25 protein-coding genes and 1 tRNA gene are annotated in these 26,396 nt (G+C 72.1%); 13 read left to right on the top strand and 13 right to left on the bottom strand.

The window, feature by feature from the left end:
- Positions 1 to 127 precede the first annotated feature (127 nt).
- Positions 128 to 2,563 carry an SUKH-4 family immunity protein gene (locus ACI2LY_RS27530; RefSeq protein WP_404709495.1) on the bottom strand — a complete coding sequence of 812 codons (2,436 nt, stop codon included), beginning with the start codon at positions 2,561 to 2,563 and terminating at the stop codon, positions 128 to 130.
- Between the two features lie 10 nt (positions 2,564 to 2,573).
- On the bottom strand, positions 2,574 to 3,578 hold the full coding sequence (locus ACI2LY_RS27525) for an SMI1/KNR4 family protein (RefSeq protein WP_404709494.1): 1,005 nt from the start codon (positions 3,576 to 3,578) through the stop codon (positions 2,574 to 2,576).
- Positions 3,579 to 3,930: 352 nt separating this feature from the next.
- On the opposite strand from ACI2LY_RS27525, the gene ACI2LY_RS27520 reads away from it, so the two are divergent.
- Positions 3,931 to 4,446 carry a YwqJ-related putative deaminase gene (locus ACI2LY_RS27520; protein WP_366569066.1) on the top strand — a complete coding sequence of 172 codons (516 nt, stop codon included), beginning with the start codon at positions 3,931 to 3,933 and terminating at the stop codon, positions 4,444 to 4,446.
- A 62-nt stretch (positions 4,447 to 4,508) separates the two neighbouring features.
- Positions 4,509 to 5,042 carry an SUKH-3 domain-containing protein gene (locus tag ACI2LY_RS27515; RefSeq protein ID WP_404709493.1) on the top strand — a complete coding sequence of 178 codons (534 nt, stop codon included), beginning with the start codon at positions 4,509 to 4,511 and terminating at the stop codon, positions 5,040 to 5,042.
- Here ACI2LY_RS27515 and ACI2LY_RS27510 read toward each other — a convergent pair.
- The 5 genes from ACI2LY_RS27510 to ACI2LY_RS27490 form a co-directional block, all read right to left on the bottom strand.
- On the bottom strand, positions 5,029 to 5,892 hold the full coding sequence (locus ACI2LY_RS27510) for an SAM-dependent methyltransferase (protein WP_404709492.1): 864 nt from the start codon (positions 5,890 to 5,892) through the stop codon (positions 5,029 to 5,031). The two genes, ACI2LY_RS27515 and ACI2LY_RS27510, sit on opposite strands and share 14 nt — an antisense overlap.
- A gap of 2 nt (positions 5,893 to 5,894) precedes the next feature.
- Positions 5,895 to 6,569 (bottom strand): cysteine hydrolase family protein, encoded by a 675-nt coding sequence (locus ACI2LY_RS27505; RefSeq protein WP_404709491.1) that lies wholly within the window; start codon positions 6,567 to 6,569, stop codon positions 5,895 to 5,897.
- Positions 6,566 to 7,648 carry an isocitrate/isopropylmalate family dehydrogenase gene (locus tag ACI2LY_RS27500; RefSeq protein ID WP_404709490.1) on the bottom strand — a complete coding sequence of 361 codons (1,083 nt, stop codon included), beginning with the start codon at positions 7,646 to 7,648 and terminating at the stop codon, positions 6,566 to 6,568. The genes ACI2LY_RS27505 and ACI2LY_RS27500 overlap by 4 nt, the downstream gene beginning before the upstream one ends.
- 33 nt (positions 7,649 to 7,681) lie before the next feature.
- Entirely contained in the window at positions 7,682 to 8,212 is a 531-nt protein-coding gene (locus ACI2LY_RS27495; RefSeq protein WP_404709489.1) for an EF-hand domain-containing protein, read from the bottom strand.
- A gap of 201 nt (positions 8,213 to 8,413) precedes the next feature.
- A complete protein-coding gene (locus ACI2LY_RS27490) occupies positions 8,414 to 9,721 on the bottom strand; it encodes a sensor histidine kinase (protein WP_404709488.1) in 1,308 nt (435 codons plus the stop codon).
- 143 nt (positions 9,722 to 9,864) lie between these two features.
- On the opposite strand from ACI2LY_RS27490, the gene ACI2LY_RS27485 reads away from it, so the two are divergent.
- The 7 genes from ACI2LY_RS27485 to ACI2LY_RS27455 all read left to right on the top strand — a co-directional run bounded on the left by ACI2LY_RS27485 (position 9,865) and on the right by ACI2LY_RS27455 (position 15,565).
- Entirely contained in the window at positions 9,865 to 10,746 is an 882-nt protein-coding gene (locus ACI2LY_RS27485; RefSeq protein WP_404709487.1) for a helix-turn-helix domain-containing protein, read from the top strand.
- Between the two features lie 6 nt (positions 10,747 to 10,752).
- Positions 10,753 to 10,826, top strand: a tRNA-Gln gene (locus ACI2LY_RS27480).
- Positions 10,827 to 10,957: 131 nt separating this feature from the next.
- Positions 10,958 to 12,406, top strand: a complete 1,449-nt coding sequence (gene glmU / locus ACI2LY_RS27475) for a bifunctional UDP-N-acetylglucosamine diphosphorylase/glucosamine-1-phosphate N-acetyltransferase GlmU (protein WP_404709486.1) — start codon at positions 10,958 to 10,960, stop codon at positions 12,404 to 12,406.
- 149 nt (positions 12,407 to 12,555) lie between these two features.
- Positions 12,556 to 13,536, top strand: coding sequence for a ribose-phosphate diphosphokinase (locus tag ACI2LY_RS27470; protein ID WP_389006642.1), 981 nt, complete (start codon positions 12,556 to 12,558; stop codon positions 13,534 to 13,536).
- Between the two features lie 207 nt (positions 13,537 to 13,743).
- Entirely contained in the window at positions 13,744 to 14,343 is a 600-nt protein-coding gene (locus tag ACI2LY_RS27465; RefSeq protein ID WP_404709485.1) for a 50S ribosomal protein L25/general stress protein Ctc, read from the top strand.
- 82 nt (positions 14,344 to 14,425) lie between these two features.
- A complete protein-coding gene (pth, locus tag ACI2LY_RS27460) occupies positions 14,426 to 15,022 on the top strand; it encodes an aminoacyl-tRNA hydrolase (protein ID WP_404709484.1) in 597 nt (198 codons plus the stop codon).
- 54 nt (positions 15,023 to 15,076) lie between these two features.
- Complete coding sequence (locus ACI2LY_RS27455) at positions 15,077 to 15,565, top strand: hypothetical protein (RefSeq protein WP_404709483.1); 489 nt, start codon at positions 15,077 to 15,079, stop codon at positions 15,563 to 15,565.
- A gap of 58 nt (positions 15,566 to 15,623) precedes the next feature.
- Here the strand turns inward: ACI2LY_RS27455 and ppc are convergent, their stop codons facing one another.
- Positions 15,624 to 18,368, bottom strand: a complete 2,745-nt coding sequence (ppc, locus tag ACI2LY_RS27450; RefSeq protein ID WP_404709482.1) for a phosphoenolpyruvate carboxylase — start codon at positions 18,366 to 18,368, stop codon at positions 15,624 to 15,626.
- Positions 18,369 to 18,692: 324 nt separating this feature from the next.
- On the opposite strand from ppc, the gene ACI2LY_RS27445 reads away from it, so the two are divergent.
- Both ACI2LY_RS27445 and ACI2LY_RS27440 read left to right on the top strand, forming a co-directional pair.
- Positions 18,693 to 19,691, top strand: a complete 999-nt coding sequence (locus ACI2LY_RS27445; protein ID WP_404709481.1) for an acyl-CoA desaturase — start codon at positions 18,693 to 18,695, stop codon at positions 19,689 to 19,691.
- Positions 19,688 to 20,365, top strand: coding sequence for a TetR family transcriptional regulator (locus ACI2LY_RS27440; RefSeq protein ID WP_399717698.1), 678 nt, complete (start codon positions 19,688 to 19,690; stop codon positions 20,363 to 20,365). The genes ACI2LY_RS27445 and ACI2LY_RS27440 overlap by 4 nt, the downstream gene beginning before the upstream one ends.
- Here ACI2LY_RS27440 and ACI2LY_RS27435 read toward each other — a convergent pair.
- Positions 20,362 to 21,156, bottom strand: coding sequence for a trans-aconitate 2-methyltransferase (locus ACI2LY_RS27435; RefSeq protein WP_404709480.1), 795 nt, complete (start codon positions 21,154 to 21,156; stop codon positions 20,362 to 20,364). The two genes, ACI2LY_RS27440 and ACI2LY_RS27435, sit on opposite strands and share 4 nt — an antisense overlap.
- Positions 21,157 to 21,244: 88 nt before the next feature.
- Between ACI2LY_RS27435 and tamR the strand changes: the two genes are divergently transcribed.
- A complete protein-coding gene (gene tamR, locus ACI2LY_RS27430; RefSeq protein WP_030814668.1) occupies positions 21,245 to 21,742 on the top strand; it encodes a MarR family transcriptional regulator TamR in 498 nt (165 codons plus the stop codon).
- Here the strand turns inward: tamR and ACI2LY_RS27425 are convergent.
- Complete coding sequence (locus ACI2LY_RS27425; RefSeq protein ID WP_404709479.1) at positions 21,701 to 22,468, bottom strand: LuxR C-terminal-related transcriptional regulator; 768 nt, start codon at positions 22,466 to 22,468, stop codon at positions 21,701 to 21,703. The two genes, tamR and ACI2LY_RS27425, sit on opposite strands and share 42 nt — an antisense overlap.
- 221 nt (positions 22,469 to 22,689) lie before the next feature.
- Between ACI2LY_RS27425 and ACI2LY_RS27420 the strand changes: the two genes are divergently transcribed.
- Complete coding sequence (locus ACI2LY_RS27420; protein ID WP_404709478.1) at positions 22,690 to 23,145, top strand: GNAT family N-acetyltransferase; 456 nt, start codon at positions 22,690 to 22,692, stop codon at positions 23,143 to 23,145.
- Between the two features lie 14 nt (positions 23,146 to 23,159).
- Here ACI2LY_RS27420 and galK read toward each other — a convergent pair whose 3' ends face one another.
- The 3 genes from galK to galT are packed head-to-tail and all read right to left on the bottom strand — an operon-like array spanning position 23,160 to position 26,358.
- Positions 23,160 to 24,314, bottom strand: coding sequence for a galactokinase (gene galK / locus ACI2LY_RS27415; protein WP_404709477.1), 1,155 nt, complete (start codon positions 24,312 to 24,314; stop codon positions 23,160 to 23,162).
- Positions 24,314 to 25,276: a UDP-glucose 4-epimerase GalE gene (galE, locus tag ACI2LY_RS27410; RefSeq protein ID WP_404709476.1), complete on the bottom strand. Its 963-nt coding sequence runs from the start codon at positions 25,274 to 25,276 to the stop codon at positions 24,314 to 24,316. The genes galK and galE overlap by 1 nt, the downstream gene beginning before the upstream one ends.
- A complete protein-coding gene (gene galT / locus ACI2LY_RS27405; protein WP_404709475.1) occupies positions 25,273 to 26,358 on the bottom strand; it encodes a galactose-1-phosphate uridylyltransferase in 1,086 nt (361 codons plus the stop codon). The genes galE and galT overlap by 4 nt, the downstream gene beginning before the upstream one ends.
- Positions 26,359 to 26,396 lie beyond the last annotated feature (38 nt).

The raw sequence follows: 26,396 nt of genomic DNA, 5'->3' as shown, positions 1-26,396 counted from the left end.
CGGGTGGGTCATAGGTGTTCATCACGCGACACTCCGCCGATGACATCGGGTCAGGAACGGGCGGGAAACGCCGTGGGGCCCTTCACCCGAACCGGTGAAGGGCCCCACGTTTCAGCGGACGCGCGCGCTAAAGCAGCCCGTCCCACATCTGCTCCAGCAGCACCGACCACCAGCTCTCCGGCGACGCCAGCGCGGCCGGGTCCAGGGCCGCCAGCTGGGCCTGGAAGTCGACGGTCCAGCGGGCCGCCTGCTCCTGGTTCAGGCCGTACCGCAGCCGCCACATCCGGCCCAGCAGGGCCAGGCAGCGGGCGAACTCGGGCAGCCCGGAGTTGACGAACTGCGGCGGCACCGGCGCACCGCCCGGCCCGCTCTCCACCGGCACGGCCACGATGTTCGCCGTGCCGTACTGGACGCAGATCGCCCTGCCGAAGTCCGTACCCATCACCAGGTAGGACCCCGCGTCCGAGGCCGGGGCCACCCCGCGCTCGGCCGCCAGCTCCGCCAGCGTCGGCACCGGACGGCCCGGCTGGGCCTGCGCCCAGAAGAACGGGCCCATGTCCAGCGGCAGTCCGGCCACCACCAGGGTGTGCGCCACGACCGGCGGCACGCCCTGCCGGGCCACCGCCTGCTGCTCGAACCGGTAGACGCCAGGCCCGAACACCGCCGCCAGCTCCTGCGCGACGCCCTCCGGCGGGATCGGCGGCGCGGGCGGCACCGGCGGCAGCGGCGCCCGCACCGGCGCGGGCCGCGCGGGACCGTCCGCGACCTGGTGCAGCTCGCCCTGATGGGCCAGCAGCTCCTGCATGCCCTCCTGACGGCTCGCGTGATCCGTGCCGTACGGCGCGATCGACGCGATCCGTGCCTGCGGCCACTGCTCCCGGATCATCCGCGCGCAGTACGCGCCCGGCAGCTCACAGGACTCCAGCTCGGTGTGCAGCTCCAGCACCTGGTCCGGCGGCACGTTCATCGCGCGCAGCTCGTGGAAGATCTGCCACTCCGGGTGCGGGGTGCCCGGCGCGGAACGCCGGATGAGCTGCTGCTCCGAGCCGTCGTGGGCGCGGTAGCGCAGCACCGCCTGGTAGCCGGGGCCCACCATGGGCTGCCCCTGCGGCGGATACCCGTACGCGCCCGGCTGCCCCGGCATCGGCGCGGCCGGGGGCGGCATCGCACCGGGCGGCGGCATGGCACCGGCCGGAGGCGGCATCGCTCCCGGTGGCGGCATCGCGCCGGGCGGGGGCATGGGCGCACCCTGCGGCATCGGCCGCGGCGCGGGCGGCGGACCCGGCGGCATACCGGGTACGGGCGGCATCCCGGCCGTCGGCTGGGTGCCGGGCGCGGGGGGCGTGCCGGGGGCGGACGGCGGGGGTACGCCGGGGCCGCCGGGCGACGGCGGGGACAGCACGGTCTCCGCGTGGTGCACGGCACCGGGCGCTCCGGCGGGCCGGGGCGGCGCCGGGGTGCCCGGAGCGGCCGGCGGCTGCGGCGTACCGCCGGGCCCGGAGGGGTTCTCGGGGCCGAGCGAGGACACCAGTTGCGTCGGTACGTAGCCCTCGGCGCCCGGCTGCGCGCCCGGTGCGCCGGGGGCGCCCGGCGGGTGCGGGGGCAGACCGGGGCCGCGCTTGCGGGGCGGCGGCGGGGCCTTGCTGGTCGCGGCGTCGGCGATGTCCCCGGCGTGCGGCGGCAGCGGCCGTGCCGGAGCGGGCGGGGTGTCGGTGCCGGTGCCCTGGGCGGGCGCCTCGGTGTCGTCCACCGCGGGCGCGACGGCGGTGGGCGGGAGCTGGCTGCCGCCCGACATCAGGGCCGTCTTCGCGTCCGGCGCGGCGGCGGGCGGGGGCGGGGTGCCGTCGTTCAGCGGCGGCGCGAACACCGTCGCGGGCAGCGGCACCGAACGGTCCTCGCCGCCCTCGGCGTTGGTGTCCGTACCGGCCCACGGAGTGTCCCCGTCACGGACCTCCTCCGCCTCCCCCTTGGCGGCGGGCCAGGCGGCCCCGCTGTCCGGAGCGGCGACGGGCAGCCCGGCCTGCGTCCGGGCGAGCCCCGCGGAAGAACCCTGAGCAGGCACGGAGGGCGAACCCTGACCGGCCCCTGTGTCCGAACCCTGGCTAGCCCCCGTGCCCAGACCCTGACCGGACCCCGTGCCCGAAGCCTGGCCAGCCCCCGTACCCGAACCCTGACGCCGGTCCGGGATGCCCAGCTTGTCCGCCGCCTCCTGCAGCCACTCCGGAGGACTCAGCAGGAACGACGTCTGGTTGAGGTCCACCCGTGCGGCGGGCGGCACCGGTGCCGCGTCCTCGACGTCGTCGGGGCGGCCGTACGTCTCCTCGTACCGGCGGATCACCTCGCCGACCGGCAGCGCGGGCCACAGCGTGGCCTCGCCGCTGTCCCGCGCGATGACCAGCCGCTGGCCGCCCGCGTCGGAACGCGGGCCGTCCGCACGGTCCTCGCCCCACACCACGAACCCGAGGTCGAACTCCCGCACCCGCACCTCACGGTGCTGGTACGCCGGGACGTCCCCGTTGATCCATTCCTCGCCGCGCTCCTGCGCGCGCGCAAACGTCACCATGACCGGGACCTCACTCCCCCGCCGGCGCCGAGGACGCCGGAGACACCGGGACGGCCCGCGCGAAGCCGCCGTCCACCATCAGACTCGCCACCGTGTCCAGCTCCGGCGGATCACCGGCCAGCCGGGACAGGAACGCGTCGAAGTCGTCGCCGCAGGGCAGCAGCAGCCGCTCGACGCGCTCCGCCGCCGACCACGACGGGTCGGTGTCCCGCACGTCGTCGTAGGCGCAGAACCACACCGAGCCCGCCCGCTCGCCCTTCACCTTCACCGCGACCAGACCGCCCTGGACGAACGAGACGCCCAGGTAGTCCTTGGTCAGATGGTCGCGCAGGCACTTGTTCACGTACACCAGGTCGTTGACCGCGGCCTCGTCCCGGACCGTGAAGAACGGCTGGTCCAGCAGCAGGCCCAGCTCGGCGTCGAGCGCGGCGCCCACCGGCGCGCAGCCGCCGGCCGCCTTCAGGAACGAGCGGTAGGCGCCGGGCAGCCGGTAGCCGAGGTCCTCCTCGACGCCCTGCACCTGCGACTCCGTCACCGCGATCCCCGACTTGGGGAGCGCGAAGTGCACCGGACGCGTCTCGTTCAGCGGGCGGGTGCCGCGCTTGGCGTGGTCCACCACCGCCGTCGCCACCCCGCCGTGGTGCCGCAGCAGCGCCTTCACCTCGACCGGGACCAGCTCGAGGCGCCGCGAACCCGCCACGTGGTGCCACGTCCAGCCGTGCGGCGTCGCCACCTCGGGCACCGTGTCCCACAGCTCGTGCCCCGACGCCGCCAGCACCGCGTTGGCCGACACGTAGTCCGTCAGCCGCAGTTCGTCGACGCCGAACCCCTCCGGGGGCTCCGCGATCTCGGCCGCCGCGCGCGCGTACGGCGCGAAGTCGGGATGACCGTGCTCGTCGATCCGCACCCCGCGCGGATGGCGGGCCGCCCGCACCGGGTCCGGGAAGTGCACGACCTGCCCGGCATAGGCCGCGTTCGGCGGCGCGGCTTCCTGCCCGAGCCGACCTGTCGTCATGGCGGTTGCCCCCTGCGGCACTCTGTACGAGCCGGGCACCGCACCCTCTCCGGTACGCCCCGACCCGTATCCGACTGTCTTCAACGTCACCGACGCCTAAAGGCCGCGCCCCGGCGCGGTGCCGACAGCCTATGCGGTACACGTGTGCCGGTCACCGGCCCACCGGACCCCGGTCCTCCGCCCCACCCTCTCGAACACCCCCGCGAGAGCCCGTCAGTTGTGTGATCAACCGTCACCGCACGTGACGGCGGAGCCCCGCCCCAGCGTGTCGCACCGCCCCAGCTTCCGCAGCCGCCACGGCATTTGGCACTCTGTGTCCCTCGGGCGCGGGCCCGGGGGAGGGAAGACGATCATGAACACGATGCCGACCGGAGGTACCGACGTGCGGGCCGGCGACCCTCGCATCGGCTGGAGCGACAGCAACGAGCCTCCCGCCCCCGCCCTGCTGCACCGCCGCGACGGCATCCTGCCCGCCGTCGCCGCCGCCCTCTCCGTACGCGGCGCCACCCTCACCGGCACCGCCGCCCGCGGCGACCAGCCCGCCCCCCTGCACCACCTCGTGCAGGACTTCCTCGACACCCTCACCAGCGGCCAGCGCGACCGCTTCACCGGACGCTGCGCCGAGACGATCCTCATCTCCCGGCACCTCACCGCCGCCGACGCCACCCGCAGCAGGCGCTCCGCCCGCCGCCCCATGACCAACGGCGAGGCCCGCAAGTCCCTGAAGCACGCCAAGCTCACCGCCCGCCGCATACGCGAGGACGGCGACCCGCTGCACGGCAGCTTCGCCACCCCCTGCCGCGCCTGCGCCGCCCTCAGCGCCCACTTCGGCGTCCGCGTCGTCGACCCGGCCACCACCGGCGACTGAACCCGCCCCCGCCGGGCCACGTACTCAGCTCACCAGCACGACGATCGATATCGATAGGGCAGATGCACCCCGACCGCACCTCATCCCCCAGGCTCGCCGCACCCCACGGGCCGGACGGCACCGCACCCCGCTTCCCCGGCGCCGTCGACAACGCGCTGCGCACCGCGGGCTGGCACCCCGGCCGCTGGGACATAAAGCAGGCCGAGATCTGGGCCGACACCCTGCGCGAACACCTCTCCCCCGCCGGACACCGGCACGCCGTCTTCCCCGCCGCAGTCGAAGCCTGGGCCGAGTTCGGCGGACTGCGCGTCACCCCCACCGGCACCGGACGCCAGATCGCCCCCGCCGCCCTCCACCTCGACCCGCTCCAGGGCCTGCACCTCGCCCGCACCCTCGGCGACCTCGGCTGTGCCCTCGGCACCGAACTCAGCCCGCTGGGCGAGGAGACCGACACCGCCGCCCTCCTCGCCATCGACACCCAGGGCCGCGTCTACACCCTCGACCACACCGGCGACTGGTACCTCGGCCCCGGCATCGACCACGCGCTGACCGCGCTCATCGCCGGAACCCAGCCCGTCCGCCTCACCACCGGCTGACCCCCGCCGCGCCCTTCACCGCGCACACCCAGCGGTTGGCCGCCAGCGCGTCGTCCGGCTCCGGCCGCGGCCCCCGGCCGTACCTGCGGGCGTGGTCGTACGGCGTACCCAGCTGAGTCCGCCAGCCCCGGCCCGCCAGATCCGCCGCCGAATCCGGACGCGGATCACCGTCGAACAGGGCCAGCAGATCCACCCCGAGCCGCTCGCGCGCCTCCACGTACACCGGGCTGTCCCGCACCGCGCGGGCCTCCTCCAGCAGCTTCACCTCGTAGCCCAGCATGCTGCCCGGCGCGCTCAACTCGTCGACGACCGCGACGAGTCGGCGCTCGGCGTCCGCCGGGAGGTACAGCAACAGCCCCTCCGCCACCCACGCCGTCGGCAGCCCCGGCTCCAGACCGGCGCCGAGCAGCGCCGCCGCCCAGTCGCCGCGCAGGTCCACCGGCACCGGCACCCGCCCGGCCGACGGCACCGCACCCGCCCCCGCCAGCACCCCCTCCTTGAAGCCCAGCACACCGGGCCGGTCCACCTCCCACACCGTGCTGCCCGACGGCCAGTCCAGCCGGAACGCCCGCGTGTCCAGGCCCGCCCCCAGCAGCACGAACTGCCGGGTCCCGGCACGCGCCGCCGAGCGCAGCGCGTCGTCCAGCACCCGCGTCCGCAGCCCGAAGTACCGGGCGAGGCGCCCCCACACCGGATCGGCCTCCCCACGCGGCACCTCCTCCGGAGACACCGGCCACCCGGCCGACACCGGCGCCGCCCGTACGAAACACTCCGCCCACGGATCACGCGCCAGCGCGTCCGGACGGCGCGCCTCGATCGCCCGCGCCGCCGCGACCAGCAGCGCGGTCACCCCTACTCCCGCGTCCACTCCGAAGTCACCGGCACCGGGCCGGTCCGCCGTACCGACGGTCGCGATGATTCCTCCTCGGTCGAGGGACGCGCGGCCCACAGCTCCGGGTCCGCACGCGTCGTCAGCCGGGCCCCGTACACGCGCTCCATGAACGACAGCACCAGCGGCTCCGGCAGATGCAGCGGTGTCGTGCAGTCCGTTAGCACCGACACCTCGAACCCCTTCTGGAACGCCGTCCGGGCCGTCGAATCCACACACACATCGGTGAACACCCCCGCGAACACCAGCCGCACCACCCCCCGCTCCCGCAAATGCCGCTCGAACCCATCCACCAAGAACGCGTCGAAACACGCGTACTTGGTGAACACCGCCTCCCCCGCGACCGGCACCACCCCGTGGAACTCCGCGCCCCCACTCCCCGACACGCACTTCGCCCGCTTGCCCAGCACCCGGTCACGCCGCCGCCAACTAGGCCCCTGATGCTCCACATCCCCCAGGAACCGGACGAACACCACCTCCACCCCGGCCGCCCGCGCCTGTTCCACCACCCCGGCCGCGGCCCCCGCCGCAGCCGCCAGCACCCCCGGATCGCTCCCGTGGCGGGCGGCGGCCGGCGCGTCGCAGAAGTCGTTCTGCAGATCGACCACCACCAGCACCACACCCCCCGCCCCGCTCACGCCCCCGCCACCAGCGCGTCCGCCCCCGGACCCGGCACCCCCAGCCCCGCCAGCACCCCCGCCACCACCCCACCGGTCGACGCCGACCCACCCACATCGGGCGTCCCCACCCCCCGCGCCGCCAGCCCCGCCAGCGCGCCCTCCACCGCCGCCACCGCCCCCGGACACCCCACATGCCGCTCCGCCACGGCCGCCGCCGCCCGGATCGTCGCCACCGGATTCACCAGGTCACGGCCCTCAAGATCGTCCGCCGAGCCGTGCACCGTCTGGAACTCCACCAGCCCCGCCACCTCCGGCAGCAGATGCACGTTCTCCGTGAACCGGCTCTCCTGCCGCTCACCCCCGAACCGGTCCAGCAGCACCACATGCATGATGTCCGCCCACTCGTTCCCCGCCACCACCACCGTCCTCGACGGCAGCCCGTGCGCGATCAGATCCCGGTTCACCGTGTCCGGCTGGCACAACCGGACCTCCACCCCATGCCGCGCCGCCGCCCCGCGCACCCAGTCGTCCAGCGCCCCGTCCAAAAGATGGAACTTGTACGCCATCACCACCCGCGCGGCCCCACCCTCCGGCCACACCAGCCGCGCCCGCGCCAACGCGCAGTCGATCACCTCGTTCGTGATCTCCTGGGTGAACTCCATCGTCCGCACCACCCGGCCCGGACCATGACGGTTCTCCCCCGTGTAGAACCCCTGCGCCTGGTCCCGCACCAACAGCAGCTCCGGCGCCACCCCACCCGGCGGACCCCCCAGCCCGTCCACCTTCACCGCACGAAGGCGCTGCCGCACCAGATACAACGACTGCGCGTTGATCGCCGTACGGAACACCGCCGAGACCCCCCGGCCCGCCAGCCCCCGGCAGAACCCCTCGTAATGCGCCGCGTCCTCCGCCGTCAGCGCCGCGACCCGCTCCGGCGCCTCACCCCGCAGCGACACGTACGAGTGGTAGACCCGCCCCGCGCGCTCCACCCGCACCGGCACCCCGTACGCCCCCGCCAGCACCCCCAGCACCCGCTCGAAGACCGCCGCCACCTCGGCGCCCGTACCCCGCCCCACGGCGAGCCCCACGACCGTCACCCCGGACCGCCCCTCACCCCGCCCCCCCCTCCCTCAGACCACCGCACTCACCAGGTGGTCCCCCGGAATTCCCGCCTTGTCCGGCGCGTAGAAGTCCTCGATCCCCGCCACCCACGTCGCCACCGCGATCCGGTCCTCCCCGTCCGGACCGAACGCGTCGAACAGCGCGTCGATGTTCGGACCCGCGAAACCGATCGCCCGCATCAACCCCGTGAACAACGGACGCCCGATCACCCCGTCCCCGGCCGGATCACCCAGCGTCGCCAACGACTCCGCGAACTCCCGCACCGTCCCCGCGAACCGCTCCGGCGCCAGCACACACGCCCGGAACTCCTCCAGCGTGATCCGCCCGTCCCCGTCCGCGTCCAGCTCCGCCTCCAGCGTCTCCCAGTACCGCTGGAACGCCGCCGACATCCGCGCCCGCGCACCCTCCCCCGAACCCTCGGCCGCCGCCGTCACCCGCGACGCCATCAGCTCGAAGTCCTCCGGGTCCAGATGACCGTTGCCGTTCGCGTCGAACAGCGAGAACACCAGCGTCACCCGGTCGATGGCCTCAGTACGCATGACTCCCCAGACCCTTCCGTCGACTCGCCCCGATCCCCTCGGCACGCACCGACACACTGCGTCTCAGAAGCCCCACCCATGCCACCGGACCGGCACGTTCATCCAATGGGTGGATTCACCACACACCGAGGGTTGAGCGCCGGACACGACAGAAGCGGCCACCGGAAAACGCGGCCCGCGGGCCACCGGAAAACCGGGCTCCTAGGCCGCTGGAATCACCGCCGACACCCGAAAACCCCCCGCGTCCGTCGGACCCGACACGAACACGCCCCCCAACGACACGACCCGCTCCCGCATCCCCACCAGACCATTGCCACCCGACGGCAACCCCGCCGACGCCGACCCCGGCTCCGGCGGCGAATCGTTCTCCACCTGCATCGCGATCTCCGCCGAACGATGCGCGAGCCGCACATACGTCTTCGCACCCGCCGCATGCTTGTGGACGTTCGTCAACGCCTCCTGCACCACCCGGTACGCCGTCTGCTCCACCTCCGCCGGATACGACCGCAGCTCACCCTCCACCGACAGCGCCACCACCATCCCGGCCGCCGCCGACTGCCCCACCAACTCCTCCAGCTCCGACAGCCACGGCCCGTCCACCACGACCACCTCGGCCGCCGCCTTCGACGCCGCCTCCGCCGCCGCGACCCCCACCGCCACCAACGGCACCGACACCGGGTCCGGCCGCACGCCCCCCGACCGCAGCACCCCGAGCATCTCCCGCAACTCCGTCAGCGCCTGCCGACCCATGTCCCCCACCAGCGCCGCGTTCCGCACCGCCTTCTCCGGGTCCTTACGCGCCACCGCCTGCAACGCCGCCGCGTGCACCACCATCAGACTCACCCGGTGCGCCACCACGTCATGCATCTCCCGCGCGATCCGCGTACGCTCCTCGCTCCGCGCCCACTCCGCACGCTCCTCCGCCCGCTCCGCGAGCAGCTGGAGCTCCCGCTCCAGACTGTCCGCCCGCTCCCGCAGGCTCTCCATCAGGCGGCGCCGCGCACCCACGTACAGCCCGAGCAGCAGCGGAGGCGCCGTCACACCCAGCGAGGTGGCCACCGCCGCGAACGGCACGAACCAGTCGCCCAGCGTCAGGTCCCCGCGCGCCATGTCCTGGCGCACCCGCACGAACGTCACGATCATCGTGCCCACCAGCGACATGCCCGCCAGCGCCACGATCACCCGGCGCGGCAGCTCGCACGCCGCCAGCGTGTACAGGCCGACGACGCCCATCAGGAGGCCCATCTCGGCGGGCGTCACCGCGACCGCCACCAGCACCACCGCGACCGGCCACTTCCGGCGCACCAGCAGCACCGAGCCCGCCAGCACCCCGAACGCGACACCGAGCCACAGCGGCAGGCCCGCGTCCCGCGCGAACGGGACACCCTCCGCGCCGCACTCCGCCGCCGACGCCAGCGCGAGGCCGACGTCCAGCACCGCACCGCGCCGTCTCTCCCACCACCACGGGCCGGTCGGCGCCCTGGTGTGGTCTTCCCCCGTCGTGGTCATGCCCTCCAGCCTACGGGCGCCCAGGGCGGCTTTTCCGGTGACTTTCGCCTACCCGTCCGGACCACGTCCCGTCCGTCACTCGAACTACTGAACTCCGCCGCACGGGCTCCCGGAGCGCCATATTCCGCCCGAACGATATGCAAATGGCACATTCAGCAGGCAAGCCCGGCAAGTACGCCGACTTCGAGAACCTCCGGGCCCAGGCGATCGCCCTCCGCCGCCAGGGCATGAGCCTCCGCCAGATCCGCGACCACCTCAAGGTCCACAACAACGACCTCCTCAACCGCCTCGTCCACGGCGAACCGGCCCCCGCCTGGACCAAACGCCCCAACGCCAAGGACGACCTCCGGGAACAGGCGCGGAAACTCCGGCTACAAGGGTGGACGTACAGCGAGATCCAAGCCCAGCTCGACTGTTCCAAGAGTTCAGTGTCGCTGTGGGTGCGGGATCTACCCCGACCCGAGCCGAAGTGCAGTCCGGAGGAGCAGCGCGCCCGCATGAATGCGGGTCTGGCAAGGCTGCGGGCCGCACAGGATCAGGACAGGGCGGCGACCAAACAGGCGGCGGCTGACGCCATCGGGGCTCTCACGAAGCGTGAACTCTTCATCGCGGGCGTGGCCCTGTATTGGGCCGAGGGGGCCAAGGACAAGCCTCACCGCCGCTCGGAAGTGCTTCAGTTCATCAACAGCGACCCCAATGTGATCAGACTGTTCCTGTGCTGGCTGGACCTGCTGGAAGTCCCGCGCAGCCGCCTGACACTGCGAGTGAGCATCCACGAGACGGCGGATGTCGGAAGCGCTGAGAAGTTCTGGGCCGATGTCGTCGGAGTCGACGTGGCGGCGTTCAGCAGGGCCACTCTGAAGAAGCACAATCCGCGGACGGTCCGGAAGAACACCGGCGACACCTACCGGGGTTGCCTAGTGGTCTACGTCCGACAAAGCGCAGACCTGTACCGTCGCATGGAAGGCGCCTGGTACGGCATAGTAGGTGCTGGCTCCGCAGTCGATCTAGCAAATCGGACATAGCGGTAATCCCGGGTCGTCTAAGGGCAAGACGGTGGTTTTTGGTACCACTCATAGGGGTTCGAATCCTCTCCCGGGAGCCACAACACACTCATCCTCAGTTCGGGTCCTGACCGGTACACCCCCCGGCGGGACCCGCTCTCATGTCCGCCGAAGTACCCCCCGGTATTCTGCCGCCAGTCACCACCTCTTCCCAGAGCCGAAAGGCAACCCCGTGAGCGCCATTCGCCCGGCAGCCGTCGTCGTTCTCGCAGCGGGTGAGGGCACCCGTATGAAGTCGGCCACACCGAAGGTCCTGCACCAGATCTGCGGCCGCTCCCTGGTCGGTCATGTACTGGCCGCCTCCCGTGAACTGGACCCCGCCGAGCTGGTGGTCGTCGTCGGTCACGCCCGTGAGCAGGTCGCCGCGCACCTCGCGGAGATCGACCCCGGCGTCCGCACGGCCGTGCAGGAGCAGCAGAACGGCACCGGGCACGCGGTGCGCAGGGCGCTGGAGGAGCTGGGCGGCCCGGTGGACGGCACCGTCGTGGTGGTCTGCGGCGACACCCCCCTGCTGACCGCGGACACCCTGGCCGCCCTCACCGGCACCCACGACACCGACGGCAACGCGGTGACCGTGCTGACCGCCGAGGTCCCGGACGCGACCGGTTACGGCCGGATCGTGCGGGACGGCGCGAGCGGCGCGGTGACGGCGATCGTGGAGCACAAGGACGCGACTGACGAGCAGCGGGCGATCCGTGAGATCAACAGCGGTGTGTTCGCGTTCGACGGCCGGTTGCTGGCCCAGGCGCTGAAGGAGGTGCGTACGGACAACAGTCAGGGTGAGGAGTATCTGACCGATGTGCTGGGCATCCTGCGGGCGGCCGGGCACCGGGTCGGCGCGTCGGTGGCCGGTGACCACCGGGAGATCGCCGGGATCAACAACCGGGTGCAGCTGGCGGAGGCGCGCCGGACGCTGAACGACCGTCTGCTGACGGCCGCGATGCTGGGCGGTGTGACCGTGGTGGACCCGGCGACGACGTGGGTGGACGTGACGGTCGGTTTCGGCCGTGACGTGGTGGTGCACCCGGGTACGCAGCTGACCGGTGCCACGCGGATCGACCAGGACGCGGAGGTCGGCCCGAACAGCCGTCTGAACGACACCGTGGTGGGCGCGGGCGCGCGGGTGGACAACACGGTGGCGGACGGCGCGGTGGTCGGTGAGGGCGCGACGGTGGGTCCGTACGCGTATCTGCGGCCGGGTACGCGGCTGGGGGTGAAGGCGAAGATCGGTACGTACGTGGAGACGAAGAACGCGTCGATCGGTGAGGGGACGAAGGTTCCGCATCTGTCGTACGTGGGGGACGCGACGATCGGTGACTTCACCAACATCGGCGCGGCGAGCGTGTTCGTGAACTATGACGGTGAGAGCAAGCACCACACCACGGTGGGGTCGCATTGCAAGACCGGTTCGGACAACATGTTTGTGGCTCCTGTCACGGTCGGGGACGGCGCGTACACCGGTGCGGGGTCCGTGATCACGAAGGATGTGCCGCCCGGTTCCCTGGCCGTGGCCCGTGGTCAGCAGCGGAATATCGAGGGCTGGGTGGCTCGTAAGCGTCCGGGGAGCGCGGCCGCGAAGGCGGCGGAGGCGGCGTCCCGGCCGGGCGTGGACGAGGGCTGAGGGAAGGCTCGTCGGAAACGGCTGCGTCAAACACGGCGTACCGTGATAAGTGCACAACCGCACCCCTACCAGCCGATTCGGCCCTCTCGTGCCCCGTCGAGAGGACGCTTGGCCGGCGGCTGGCTGAGAACCTCTGAGGAGACAGTGCTGTGACCGGGATCAAGACGACCGGCGAGAAGAAGATGATGTTCTTCTCCGGCCGCGCCCACCCCGAACTTGCCGAGGAGGTCGCTCACAAGCTCGGTGTGGGGGTCGTCCCGACCAAGGCGTTCGACTTCGCCAACGGTGAGATCTATGTGCGTTATCAGGAGTCGGCGCGAGGAGCGGACTGTTTCCTGATCCAGAGCCACACGGCGCCGATCAACAAGTGGATCATGGAGCAGTTGATCATGATCGACGCGCTGAAGCGGGCGTCGGCGCGCTCCATCACGGTGATCGTGCCGTTCTACGGGTACGCCCGGCAGGACAAGAAGCACCGTGGCCGTGAGCCGATCTCGGCGCGGCTGATCGCGGACCTGATGAAGACGGCGGGTGCGGACCGCATCCTGACCGTGGATCTGCACACGGACCAGATCCAGGGCTTCTTCGACGGTCCGGTGGACCACCTGTTCGCGCTGCCGCTGCTGGCGGACTACGTGGGCGCGAAGGTGGACCGGTCGAAGCTGACCGTGGTGTCCCCGGACGCGGGCCGGGTGCGGGTGGCCGACCGCTGGTGCGACCGTCTCGGTGCGCCGCTGGCGATCGTGCACAAGCGCCGGGACAAGGACGTGGCGAACCAGGTCACGGTCCACGAGGTCGTGGGTGAGGTCGAGGGCCGGGTGTGTGTCCTGGTCGACGACATGATCGACACGGGTGGCACGATCTGTGCCGCGGCGGACGCGCTGTTCGCGCACGGGGCGGAGGACGTCATCGTGACGGCGACGCACGGTGTGCTGTCGGGTCCGGCGGCGGACCGGCTGAAGAACTCGCGGGTGAGCGAGTTCGTGTTCACCGACACGCTGCCGACGCCGGGTGAGCTGGCGGCGGACCTGGACAAGATCACGGTGCTGTCGATCGCCGGGACGATCGCCAGCGCGGTGCGTGAGGTGTTCGAGGACGGCTCGGTGACGAGCCTCTTCGACGAGCAGTGAGGTTTCTGCGGGCCTGCTGAGGCGGCCTGGGAAGATCCTTTTGGGCGCGGCCCCCTTGCCGAGTAGACTGCGACAGTTGCTCGGCGAGGGAGGCCGCGCTCGTGTGTTCCACGGGTGCCGGTTGTCCGTTATCGACGCGCTCTTCGTAGCAGGCCGTTCGTGGCCGGGTGACCACCTCCACACCTACCTGTACGAGGAGTGATCCGTATGTCCGAGGTCAAGCTCGCCGCCGAGACCCGCACCGAGTTCGGCAAGGGTGCCGCCCGTCGCATCCGCCGTGACAACAAGGTTCCCGGTGTGCTCTACGGCCACGGTTCCGAGCCGCTGCACATCTCCCTGCCGGGCCACGAGCTGCTGCTCGCCCTGCGTACGCCGAACGTCCTGATCGCCCTGGACATCGACGGCAAGACCAACGAGCTGGCGATCCCGAAGTCCGTGCAGCGCGACCCGCTGAAGGGCTTCCTGGAGCACGTCGACCTGCTGCTGGTCAAGCGTGGCGAGAAGGTCACCGTCGAGGTCCCGGTCGTCGCCGAGGGCGAGCTGGCGCCGGGCGGCAACCTGCTCGAGCACGTGCTGAACGCGCTGCCGGTCGAGGCCGAGGCCACCCACATCCCCGAGTCGCTGACGGTCTCCGTCGAGGGCCTGGAGGCCGGCGCCTCCATCCACGCCAAGGACATCAAGCTTCCCAAGGGTGTCTCCCTGGCCGTCGAGGACGACGCCGTCGTCCTGCAGGTCCTGGCCGCCCAGATCGAGGAGCCGGCCGAGGACGAGGCCGCCGCCGAGGGCGAAGAGTCCGCCGAGGTCTGAGCCGCACCGGCTTGAGTCATCCGTCAGCCGCCGTCCCCGTCCAGCGGGGGCGGCGGCTGGCGCATATCGAGGAGAGTGGGTCGTGAGCACCCCCGAAAACGCCCCTTGGCTGGTGGTCGGGCTCGGTAATCCGGGGCCGGAGTACGCGATGAACCGGCACAACGTCGGTTTCATGGCGGTGGATCTGCTCGCGGAGCGGATCGGCGGGAAGTTCAAGCGGTCGGGCAAGGCGCAGGCGCAGGTGCTGGAGGGCCGGATCGGTCCGGTGGGTCCGGCGAACCGGCGGGTGATCCTGGCGAAGCCGATGTCGTACATGAACCTGTCGGGCGGTCCGGTGAACGCGCTGCGGGACTTCTACAAGGTGCCGCTCTCCCAGGTGGTGGCGGTCCATGACGAGCTGGACATCGACTACGGGGCGCTGCGGCTGAAGCTGGGCGGCGGTGACAACGGGCACAACGGTCTGAAGTCGATGACGAAGGCGATGGGCGCGGACTATCACCGGGTGCGGTTCGGGATCGGCAGGCCGCCGGGGCGGATGCAGGTGGCGGACTTCGTGCTGAAGGACTTCGCGTCGGCGGAGCGCAAGGAGCTGGGCTACTTCGTGGACCGGGCGGCGGACGCGGTGGAGTGCCTGGTGGTGGAGGGGCTGGAGCGGGCGCAGTCGGCGTACAACGCGTAGCGTCCGGCGCCGCCGAGTTGACCCGCAGTAGGGGTATGGCCAATGATCCCGGCCATGCCTGCTGCCTCCGCCAGTTCCGCGCGTTCGGGGTCCGTCGTCCGGTGGGGCCGGGTCGTGGTCGCGGGGATGTTCGCCGCGTTGATCGTGTTCGCCGGGGCGTGGGGGTCCTGGGGGACCGCGCAGCACGCGATGCTGCCCAAGGGGCGCGAGCGCGGCACGCTGACGGTGACGGACTGTCTGCCGGAGCGCTGCGAGGGCACGTTCGAGCCGCTGTCGCCGGGCGCCACGGCGCGGCCCTCGGTCCGGATCGAGCGGTCGGTGATGGTGCGCGAGGGGCACGGCTACGACGTCGTCCTGGAGCCCGGTACGGATGTCGCCGTGCGCGCGGGTGTGGCGGGTGTGCTGCTGGCCTGGCTGCCGCTGGGCGGGGCGCTGCTGCTGGCCTCGGTGGTGGTGGCGGGCGGGATGCGGATGCCCCGGCTGGCCTGGGTGCTGGGTCTGGCGGGCGCGGGCCTGCTGACGGCGGCCTTCGTACTCTCCTGACACGCCGGTGCCCCCGGACCTGACATGGTCCGGGGGCACCGTCGTACGCGCGTGTCGGTCAGCCGGTGTTGCGCAGTCCGGCCGCGACACCGTTGACGGTGAGCAGCAGGGCGCGGCCGAGAGTGGGGTCGGGTTCCTGGTCGGCGGCGGCCTCGTCGCGCTGGCGCTTGAGCAGGGCGACCTGGAGGTAGGAGATCGGGTCCAGGTAGGCGTCGCGGATGGCGAAGGTCTGCCGCAACTCGGGCTGGGCGTCGAGGAGTTCCTGCTCGCCGGTGATGCGCAGCACCTCGGCGACGGTCAGCTCGTGCTCGGCCTTGATGGTGTCGAAGACGTGCTTCAGCTCGTCGGGGACGAGGGTGTCGACGTAGTGCTGGGCGATGCGCAGGTCGGTCTTGGCGAGGGTCATCTCGACGTTGGAGATGAAGTTCCGGAAGAAGTGCCACTGTTCGTGCATCTCGCCGAGCACGGTGTCCCCTTCCTGCCGCAGGCCCGCCTCGCGCAGGGCCTTGAGGCCGGAGCCGACGCCGAACCAGCCGGGCACGATCTGCCGGGACTGGGTCCAGCCGAACACCCACGGGATGGCGCGCAGTCCGTCGAGCGAGACACCGGAGCCGGGGCGGCGGGAGGGCCGCGAGCCCAGGTGGAGTTCGGCGAGCTGGTCGACGGGGGTGGAGGCGAGGAAGTACGTCGGCAGGTCGGGGTCCTCGACCAGGCGGCGGTAGGCGGTGTGGGCGGCTTCGGAGACGACGTCCATGGCCGCGTCCCAGCGGGCGAGGGCCTCGTCGGACTGGCGGGGGGCGGTGTGCAGGGCGGACGCCTGGAGGGTGGCGGCGACCGTCAGTTCCAGGTTCTCCCGGGCGAGGGAGGGGATCAGGTACTTGTCGGAGATGACCTCGCCCTGCTCGGTCACCTTGATCTCGCCCTCCAGGGTGCCCCAGGGCTGGGCGAGGATCGCGTCGTGCGAGGGGCCGCCGCCGCGGCCGACGGTGCCGCCGCGGCCGTGGAAGAGGCGCAGCCGGACGCCGTAGCGGTGGGCGACGTCGCGCAGTCGGCGCTGGGCGCGGTGGATCTCCCACTGGCTGGTGGTGATGCCGCCGAACTTGGAGGAGTCGGAGTAGCCGAGCATGACCTCCTGGACGTCCCCGCGCAGCGCGACCAGGCGCCGGTAGGACGGGTCGGAGAGCATGTCCTCCAGGATGGTGTCGGCGGCCTTCAGCTCGTCGGTGGTCTCCAGCAGCGGCACGATGCCGATCTTGGCCCAGCCCGCGTGCAGGTCGAGCAGTCCGGCCTCGCGGGCCAGCACGGTGGCGGCGAAGACGTCGTCGGCGCCCTGGCACATGGAGATGATGTACGACTCGATGACCTCGGGTCCGAAGACCTCCAGGGCGCGCTTGACGGTCTGGAAGACGCCGAGGGTCTTGGCGGCGGCCTCGTCGACCGGGGCCGGGCTGGGGGCGAGCGGGCGGCGGGAGCGCAGTTCCTTGGCGAGCAGCTTGGCGCGGTACTCGCGGGGCATGTCCGCGTAGCGCCAGGACTCCTCGCCGAGCCGGTCGAAGAGCTGGCCGAGGGCGTGGTGGTGGGCGTCGGCGTGCTCGCGGACGTCCATGGTGGCGAGCTGGAGGCCGAAGGCGGCCAGGGTGCGGATGACGCGGTCGATGCGGCCGTCGGCGAAGAGGGCGCCGCGGTGCTCGCGCAGGGAGGTCTGGATGATCCGCAGGTCGGCGAGGAGTTCGGCGGTGCCGAGGTAGTCCCGGCCGTCCTCGTGCTGGGTGTTGCGGGCCAGGCGCTGCTTGGTGTTCTCCAGCTTCTGCCGGATCGCGGTGGCCTTGAGCCGATAGGGCTCCTCGGCGTTGAGCCGCTTGTAGCGGGGGCTGATCTCCGGCAGGCGCTCCAGGTCGGCTTCCAGGGACGTGAGGAGTTCCTGGGTGGCACCGGCGTAGCGGATGGAGTTGGAGAGCAGGCCGCGCAGCTGGTCGATCATCTCCAGCGCGTCGTTGATGCCGTGCTCGTGCTGGAGGATCAGCACGTCCCAGGTGACCTGGGGGGTGACGTTGGGGTTGCCGTCGCGGTCGCCGCCGATCCAGGTGCCGAAGGTCAGCGGGCGGGTGTCGGGCGGCAGGGTGACGCCGACCCGCTCCAGCTCGGCGGTGAGGTCCTCCAGGACGTCGCCGACGGCGTCGGCGTGCAGCTCGTCCAGGTAGTAGATGGCGTTGCGGGCCTCGTCGGTGGGCTCGGGGCGGACCACGCGCAGTTCGTCGGTCTGCCAGACGAGGTCGATGTTCTCGGCGAGCCGGACGTCGTGGCGGCGGCGGTCGGAGTCGAGGACGGGGGTGTCCAGGAGCTCGGCGACACGCCGGAGCTTGTTGAGGACCGAGCGGCGGGCGGCCTCGGTGGGGTGGGCGGTGAACACCGGGCGCACGTTGAGGTTGCGCACCGTCTCGCGCAGGTGCTCGGGGTCGGCGTCCTTGAGCCGGTCGGCGGTGCGGGAGAGCAGGCCGCCCTCGGCGGCCCGGCGGGCGCGCAGCTCGCGGCCGCGGTGCACCTGTTCGGTGACGTTGGCGAGGTGGAAGTAGGTGGAGAAGGCGCGCACCAGCTTGGCGGCGGTCTCCAGCTCGGTGCCGCGCAGCAGCTCGGCCGCGGCCTCGCCGTCCTCGCGGGTGAGACGGCGGACCTTCTCGACCAGCTCCAGCAGCTCGGGGCCCTCCTGGCGGACGAGGGTCTCGCCCAGTAGGTCGCCGAGGCGCCGGATGTCGGCGCGCAGCGCTTGGCCGTTGGTGGGGGTCTGGTCGTCGACACTGCTCACAGGTGCGGCTCCTTGCGGTGTTGAAGCTCATCCGGGAGGGAACCCGGACACCCATCCATCACACGGCAAATCGCCGCATACCGGCCGGAACGTCCGGGAAGTAAACAGAGCGGACCGCGCTGTCCGACCGCTTCCCAGGATAGGTGTCCCGGCGGACGCGCAGGATCTCGGGCTCTTGCCGCCGACCTGACCGCTGACATACTTACGACGCCGTAGGTTACGGAACCGTAGGGACGTCCCGTCCGTTCTCCACCTGTCCGAACCTGTCCGAACCCGTCCGGCACTCGTCTCGACCCCCCGCCCTCGACCCCACAGGGGACGCGCATGACCACCCGAAGTTCCGATGTGATCGACGAAGCCCCCAGCGAGGGCGCCTCCGCCACGCTGGGCGGCGAACAGAAGCGTTCGATCGAGCAGATCGCGCTGCTCGTGTTCATCGTCGTGCCGTTCCTGGCCCTGCTGGCGGCGGTGCCGCTGGTGTGGGGCTGGGGGGTGAGCTGGCTCGATCTGGGCCTGCTGGTGTTCTTCTACTTCCTCGGCTGCCACGGCATCACGATCGGCTTCCACCGCTACTTCACCCACGGCTCCTTCAAGGCCAAGCGGCCGCTCAGGATCGCGCTGGCGATCATGGGGTCGATGGCGGTGGAGGGTCCGCTGGTGCGCTGGGTGGCCGACCACCGCAGGCACCACAAGTTCTCCGACGCCGAGGGCGACCCCCACTCGCCGTGGCGGTTCGGGGAGACGCTCCCCGCGCTGATGAAGGGCCTGTGGTGGGCCCACATCGCCTGGATGTTCGACGAGGAGCAGACCCCGCAGGAGAAGTACGCGCCGGACCTGGTCAAGGACCCGGACATGCGGGCGATCTCCCGCCAGTTCGCGCTGTGGACCCTCGTGTCGCTGTTGCTGCCCCCGCTGATCGGCGGGCTGGCGACGATGTCCTGGTGGGGCGCCTTCACCGGGTTCTTCTGGGGCTCGCTCGTCCGGGTGGCGCTGCTGCACCATGTGACCTGGTCGATCAACTCGATCTGCCACGCGGTGGGCAAGCGCCCGTTCAAGTCGCGCGACCGCTCGGGCAACGTGTGGTGGCTGGCGGTGCTGTCCTGCGGCGAGTCCTGGCACAACCTGCACCACGCCGACCCGACCTCGGCGCGGCACGGTGTGGAGCGCGGGCAGATCGATTCCTCGGCCCGGATCATCCGCTGGTTCGAGAAGCTCGGCTGGGCGTATGACGTGCGCTGGCCGTCCCGCTCGCGCATCGACGCGCGCCGTACCGACGGCGACGGTTCCGCCCGGCGCGGGAAGGCCGCCGCGAAGGCGGCATGATTGACGCCGTGGCCACCGACTCCAGCAGCACCTCGAGCAACGACAAGACGCGGCGGACCCGCCGGACCCGTATGACCGGTGCGGAGCGCCGCCAGCAGCTGCTGGAGATCGGCCGGACCCTGTTCGCGGCGAAGGGCTTCGAAGGCACGTCGGTGGAGGAGATCGCGGCCAAGGCCGGGGTCTCCAAGCCGGTGGTGTACGAGCACTTCGGCGGCAAGGAGGGGCTGTACGCGGTCGTGGTGGACCGGGAGATGCGGTGCCTGCTCGACATGGTCACCGGCTCGCTCACCGCCGGTCACCCCCGTGAGCTGTGCGAGCAGGCCGCGTTCGCGCTGCTGGACTACATCGAGGAGTACACGGACGGTTTCCGCATCCTCGTCCGCGACTCCCCCATCCCGCAGTCCACGGGTTCCTTCGCCTCGCTGATCTCGGACATCGCCACCCAGGTGGAGGACATCCTGGGCCGCGAGTTCAAGAGCCGCGGCTTCGACTCCAAGCTCGCCCCGCTCTACGCCCAGGCCCTGGTCGGCATGGTCGCCCTGACCGGCCAGTGGTGGCTGGACGTCCGCCGCCCCAAGAAGGCCGAGGTGGCCGCCCACCTGGTCAACCTCGCCTGGCACGGCCTGGACGGCCTGGAGCAGAAGCCCCGATTGATAGGGCACCGCAAGAGCTAGACCCCCTTCACCGCGACCGCGAACAGGCGGCGGAAGGGGAGGACCGTGCCGTAGGGGGCGGTCGGGTATGCCTCGCGGAGCAGGTCGCGGTACTCGGTCACGAAGGCGTCCCGGGCCTCCGGGTCGTCCGCGAGGGTGGTCAGGGCGGGGCGGAGGCCGGTGCCCTTGACCCAGTCCAGGACCGGGTCCTCGCCGGGGAGGACGTGCTGGTACGTGGTCTGCCAGACGTCGGTGGCGCAGCCGAGGCGGGCCAGGCGGTCCAGGTAGACGCCGGGGGCGTGGACGGAGTCGGGGGCGCGCAGGATGTCGGCCAGGCGGGGTGCCCAGCGGGGCGTGGCGGCCAGTTCGCGCATCAGGGCGTGCAGCGGGGCGTCGGTGTTGTCCGGCACCTGGAAGGCGAACACCCCGCCCGGCTTCAGCGCGTCGGTCCACTCCGCGAACCGGTCGAGGTGGCCCGGCACCCACTGCAGGGTGGCGTTGGAGAAGAGCAGGTCGTGCGGGCCCTCGGGCGTCCAGGTGCGGGCGTCGGCGAAGGCGAAGTCCAGCCCCGTGTGCTCGGCGCGGGCGCGCTCCAGCATCTCGGGCGAGTTGTCGTAGCCGGTGACGCTCGCGCCGGACCAGCGCTCGGCGAGCAGGGCGGTGGCGTTGCCGGGGCCGCAGCCGAGGTCGGCGATCCGGGGCCGTTCGGACGGCAGGCCGGGGACGCGGGCCAGGAGGTCCATGAACGGGCGCAGCCGGTGGCCGGAGTGACGGAGGTACTGGGCGGGGTCCCAGGAGGGTGTCGTCGTCATGGGCCCCACCTTCCCGACCAAGTATCTCGATGTCAAGATACTCAGCCTCAAGAGACTTCACGTCGACACAACCACTACACTGATCTCCATGGAGGACGAGGTCGATCGGCTGGTCGCAGCATGGCGCCGGGAGCGCCCGGACCTCGACGTGGAACCACTGGAAGTGCTGAGCCGGGTGAGCAGGCTGGCCCGGCACCTGGACCGCGCCCGTCGGCTCGCCTTCTCCGAGCACCAGCTGGAGCCCTGGGAGTTCGACGTGCTGACCGCGCTGCGCCGCGCCGGGACCCCGTACCAGCTCTCCCCCGGACAGCTGCTGACCCAGACGCTGGTCACCTCGGGCACGATGACCAACCGGATCGACCGGCTCGCCAAGAAGGGCCTCGTCGAGCGGCTGCCCGACCCCAGCGACCGGCGCGGTGTGCTGGTGCGACTGACCGACACCGGCCGGGACCGCGCGGACGAGGCACTGGCGGGCCTGCTGGCCCAGGAGCGGGCCATCCTCGGCGAGCTGTCCCGCGCCCAGCGCGGCGAACTCGCCGGGCTGCTACGCCAGTTGACCGCCCCGTTCGACAACGTCCCCGGTTAGGTCGACCGGGCCCACCCCGGCCCGCCGGGCCAGCGCCACGGCGGCCAGCGTGGAGTGCACACCGAGCTTGCCCAGCACGTTCTGCATATGGGTGCGCACGGTGTGCGGGGAGAGGAACAGCCGCTCAGCGACCGCCTTCCGGCCGAGCCCCGCGACCATGCAGCGCAGCACCTCCCGCTCGCGCGGGGTCAGCGACTGCACCAGCCGCTCGCTCTCGCTGCGGTGCCTGCGCGCCGCCGTCAGCTCCTTGAGCACGCCGGTGAGCAGCGCGGCAGGCAGATGCGTCTCGTCCCGCAGCACGCCCCGGATCACGGTCAGCAGCCGGGACAGCGAGCAGTCCTTGGCGACCCAGCCGCTGGCCCCGGCCTGGAGCGCGAGGGCGGCCCGGCGGGGGTCGTCCTTCTCCGCGAGGACCACCGTGCGCACCCCGGCCTGCGCCGAGCGCACCCCGGCGACCAGCGAGATCCCGTCGACCAGGCCCTCCGCGTCGCCCGCCTGCACCGGTACGGCCGCCCGGCCGCCGGGCAGTACGTGGCCGAGGTCGGCGTCGACGAGCAGGACGTCGTAACGGCGGCCCTCCGCGGCGGCGCGCTCCAGGCAGCGCAGCGCGGCCGGGCCGCTGCCCGCGGCGGACACCTCCACATCGGGCTCGGCGGCGAGCGCCGCCGCCAGCGACTCGGCGAAGATGCGGTGGTCGTCCACGACCAGCACTCGGATGCGAACCACGAAACCCCCTATCCCCAGGCTCCGCACGGAGCAGGGGTCACCCCAGGCCCGGCGACGACGCGGCGGCCGTCGTCGCGGAAAGTGCTACCCCCGGCGCGGTCGCCGTACCCGCCCGTCCCGCCCCCTGATCGGTCACCGGCCCCCACCGGTACCGCTCTTCAGCGTACGGGCGGCCCTGGCCGGGGGGAGCCGATTGACGGAACTGACCGGCCGTCGCGTTTATGGTGTGCCGCATGTTTCGGATCGAGACGGAAGTGGACAAGGGCCGACGGGATCAGCTGCGCGCCAGGCTGCGGGAGACCAACACGGCGGCCTCCCCGGTGCTGGCCGCGCTGCGCGGTACGCCGGGTGAACGGCAGACGCCGCTGCATGTGTGGGCGCTGGACGCGGCGGGCTCTCTCGCCGGGGGGCTGGTCGGGCACACCTGGGCGGGCTGGCTGCACGTCACCTATCTGTGGGTGGACGACCGCCACCGGGGTGCCGGGATGGGGTCCCGGCTGCTGAACGAGGCCGAGCGGATCGCGCACGCCGACCGCGGCTGCGCGCGGGCCCGGGTGGAGACCTGGGACTTCCAGGCCCCGCACTTCTACCGGGCCCAGGGCTACGACGTGGTGTCCGTGATCCCCGACTATCCGCCGGGGATCACGGAGTTCACCCTGACCAAGCCGCTCGGCTGACGGAGCCCCAGGGCTCAGCCGAGACGGCGGGCGCCGGGCGAGGGCACCGCCTCGAACACGCGCGGGGCGGTGTACCCGGCCGCCGCGAACGCCTCCTCGACCGCCTTGGTGAGGGTGTCCACCGCGGCCACCTCGACCAGCGCGATCGCGGAGCCGCCGAAGCCGCCGCCGGTCATCCGGGCGCCCAGCGCGCCCGCCGTGAGCGCGGTGTCGACCACGAGGTCCAGCTCCGGGCAGGAGATGCGGAAGTCGTCGCGCAGCGAGGCGTGCCCGTCGGTGAGGACCGGCCCGATGGCCCGGACGTCACCGGAGGTCAGCAGCTCCACCACCCGCTCGACACGCCGGTTCTCGGTGACGATGTGCCGCACCAGACGGCGCACCTCATCCTCGTCACCGAGCTGCTCCAGCGCCGCGTCCAGCCCGTCGTACGCCACGTCGCGCAGCGCGTCGACGCCGAGCAGGGCGGCGCCCTTCTCGCAGCCCGCCCGGCGCTTGCCGTACTCGCCGCCGCTGTGGGCGTGCTTGACCTGGGTGTCGACCACCAGCAGGCGCAGGCCCTCGGCGGCCAGGTCGAACGGGATCTGCCGCTGGGACAGGTCACGGGTGTCGAGGAAGAGCGCGTGGCCCTCCTCGCAGCAGGCTGACGCGGTCTGGTCCATGATGCCGGTGGGCGCGCCGACGTAGACGTTCTCCGCGCGCTGGCACAGCCGGGCCAGCTTCCAGCGCGGCAGCTCCAGGCCGAACAGGTCGTCCAGCGCGAGCGCGATGACGACCTCCAGCGCGGCCGAGGACGACAGTCCGGCGCCGGTCGGCACGGTGGAGGCGAGGTGGACGTCGGCGCCGGTGACCGGGTGCCCGGCCTCGCGCAGCGCCCAGACGACGCCCGCCGGGTACGCGGTCCAGTCGTCGTCGGTGCCCGGCGCAAGTCCGTCCAGGGCGAGTTCGACGACCTCGCCCTCGATGTCGGCCGAGTGCAGCCGCAGTACCCCGTCGGTGCGGCGGGAGACGGCCGCGGTGACCTGGTGCGGCAGGGCGAACGGCATGACGAAGCCGTCGTTGTAGTCGGTGTGTTCGCCGATCAGGTTGACCCGGCCCGGCGCCGCCCACACCCCCTCCGGTGCGGCCCCGTACAGCTCGGTGAAGCGTTCCCGGACCTGCTGTGCCCCCACTAGTGCTCCCTCTGCGTGTCGCGCGCGAACTCCCAGGCGTCCGCGATGATCCCGGCGAGGTCCGCGCGGGACGGGTTCCACCCCAGTGTGGCGCGTGCGGTGTCGGCCGACGCCACCAGGACCGCCGGATCACCGGCCCGGCGCGGGGCGGTGACCTCGGGGATGGGGTGGCCGGTGACCTCGCGGGCGGTCTCCACGACCTCGCGGACGGAGAAGCCGTTGCCGTTGCCGAGGTTGCAGATCAGGTGCTCGCCGGAGCGGGCGGCGCCGAGGGCGAGCAGGTGGGCGTCGGCGAGGTCGGCGACGTGGATGTAGTCGCGGACGCAGGTGCCGTCGGGGGTCGGGTAGTCGTCGCCGTAGACGGAGATGGCGTCGCGGCGGCCCTGGGCGACCTGGAGGACGAGCGGGATGAGGTGGGACTCGGGGTCGTGGCGCTCGCCGTAGGGGCCGTAGGCACCGGCCACGTTGAAGTAGCGCAGGGAGACGGCGGCCAGGCCGTGGGCGTGCGCCTCGCTGGTGATCATGTGGTCGACGGCCAGCTTGGAGGCGCCGTAGGGGTTGGTGGGCCGGGTCGGGGCGGACTCCGGGATCGGGACCTCCTCGGGCTCGCCGTAGGTCGCGGCGGTGGAGGAGAAGACCAGCCGGTGCACGCCCGCCTCGCGCATGGCGGCCAGCAGGGCCATGGTGCCGCCGACGTTGTTCTCCCAGTACTTCTCGGGCTTCACCACCGACTCGCCGACCTGCGAGAAGGCCGCGAAGTGCAGCACCCCGTCGTAGGACGGGTCGAGCCACTTCGCGGCGTCGCGGATGTCGCCCTCGACGAAGGCGGCACCGGCGGGCACGCCCGCGCGGAAGCCGGTGGAGAGATTGTCGAGGACGGTGACCTCGTGCCCCGCCTCCAGCAGATGCTGGGCGACGACACTGCCCACATAGCCCGCGCCACCCGTCACCAGGTACTTCATGTACTCGCTACCTCTCGCAGTCGCTCGGCCGCGCGCTCCGGTGGCACGTCGTTGATGAAGACGTTCATGCCGGATTCGGAGCCCGCGAGGAACTTCAGCTTGCCGGAAGTGCGGCGGATGGTGAAAAGCTCCAGGTGGAGTGCGAAGTCGTCCCGCGTCACCCCGTCGAAGCCGGGGAGGTCGCCGAACGGCGCCTGGTGCCAGGCCGCGATGTACGGCGTCGGCGCCTCGGCCTCGTCACTCCCCTCACCCTCCGGCCGCCCGAAGATCCGGTCGAAGCGCCTCAAGAGTTCCAGATAGACCTGGGGAAACTCTGTGCGCGCGGCCTCGTCCAGGGCGAGCAGGTCGGGCACCCGGCGCTTGGGGTAGAGGTGGACCTCGTAGGGCCAGTGCGCGGCGAACGGGACGAAGGCCACCCAGTGTTCACCCTCCAGGACGACCCGGTCACCGGCGAGTTCCCGCTCCAGGACGGCGTCGAAGAGGTTCTCCCCGCCGGTCTCGGCCCGGTGGTCGGCGAGCGAGCGGAGCATCAGCGCGGTGCGCGGGGTGATGAACGGGTAGGCGTAGATCTGGCCGTGGGGATGACCCAGCGTCACCCCGATCTCGGCGCCCCGGTTCTCGAAACAGAAGACCTGCTTGACGGAGGGCAGATGCGACAGCTCGGCGGTGCGGTCGGTCCACGCCTCCAGCACCAGCCGGGCCTGCTCGTCGGTGAGGGAGGCGAAGGACGCGTCGTGGTCGGAGGTGAAGCAGACGACCTCGCAGCGGCCGGAGTCACCGGCGAGGGAGGGGAAGCGGTTCTCGAAGACGACCACGTCGTAGGTCGCGTCCGGGATCTCGCTGAGCCGCCCGTCCCGGCTGGGGCAGAGCGGGCACTCGTCGGCCGGGGGGTGGTAGGTGCGGCCCTGGCGGTGGGAGGCGATGGCCACCGAGTCGCCGAGCAGCGGGTCCCGGCGGATCTCGGAGGCGGTGACCGTGGGGTCCAGCGGCCGCCGGTCCACGGCGTCGCGGACGGTGTCGTCCGCCAGGTCGTAGTAGACCAGCTCACGCCCGTCGGCCAGCCGGGTCGGGGTCTTCTTCACGCCGGACTCCTCGCTCTCACTCAACACAATCAAACATA

Source organism: Streptomyces sp. NPDC002176, assembly GCF_044903645.1.
Taxonomy (GTDB): domain Bacteria; phylum Actinomycetota; class Actinomycetes; order Streptomycetales; family Streptomycetaceae; genus Streptomyces.
Note: the sequence above shows the minus strand (reverse complement) of the source record. Positions and strands in the feature narration are given on the sequence as shown.